Source organism: Neisseria sp. P0021.S007 (genome assembly GCF_051956855.1).
This window is the reverse complement of sequence record NZ_JBQCXA010001125.1, coordinates 1-529: the sequence shown is the minus strand read 5'-3', so window position 1 is coordinate 529 and position 529 is coordinate 1. Positions and strand designations below refer to the sequence as shown.

1 protein-coding gene is annotated in these 529 nt (G+C 54.4%); it reads left to right on the top strand.

What is annotated here, in order from left to right; translation table 11 throughout:
* On the top strand, nt 1-529 hold a 529-nt coding region (locus ACTHUR_RS17865), incomplete at both ends, for a gamma-glutamyltransferase (RefSeq protein ID WP_440400078.1).

The window sequence follows — 529 nt, the reverse complement described above, 5'->3', positions numbered from 1 at the left end:
GGCAAGCCTGTTTGACAAACCGATTGCTTTGGCGGAACAAGGCTTTACCGTTTCGCCGCGCATGGCAAAATCCATTGAGCAAAATCTTGAGCCTTTGAAACTCTATCCGCAAACCGCCGCGTATTTCCTGCCCGACGGCAAGCCTTTGGCAGCGGGAACGGTGTTGAAAAACCCTGAATTTGCCCGCTCCGTGCGCCTGTTGGCGGAAAAAGGCAGCGCGCCGTTTTATCAGGGGGAGCAGGCGCAGAATATTGGCCGTGCCGTTACCGGCGCTGTGGATAACCCCGGCAAAATCAGTTTGTCTGATTTGAAAAACTACCGCGTCGTCGAGCGTCAACCGGTTTGCGCCCCTTATCGTGAATACGAAGTCTGCGGCATGGGCGCGCCAAGTTCGGGCGCGATTGCTTTGGGCGAGATTTTGGGCATCTTGCAAAATCAGGATATGAAAGCGTTGGGATCCGAAAATATCCACAGTTGGCGCTGGATAGGCGATGCGTCACGGATTGCGTTTGCCGACCGAGATCATTAC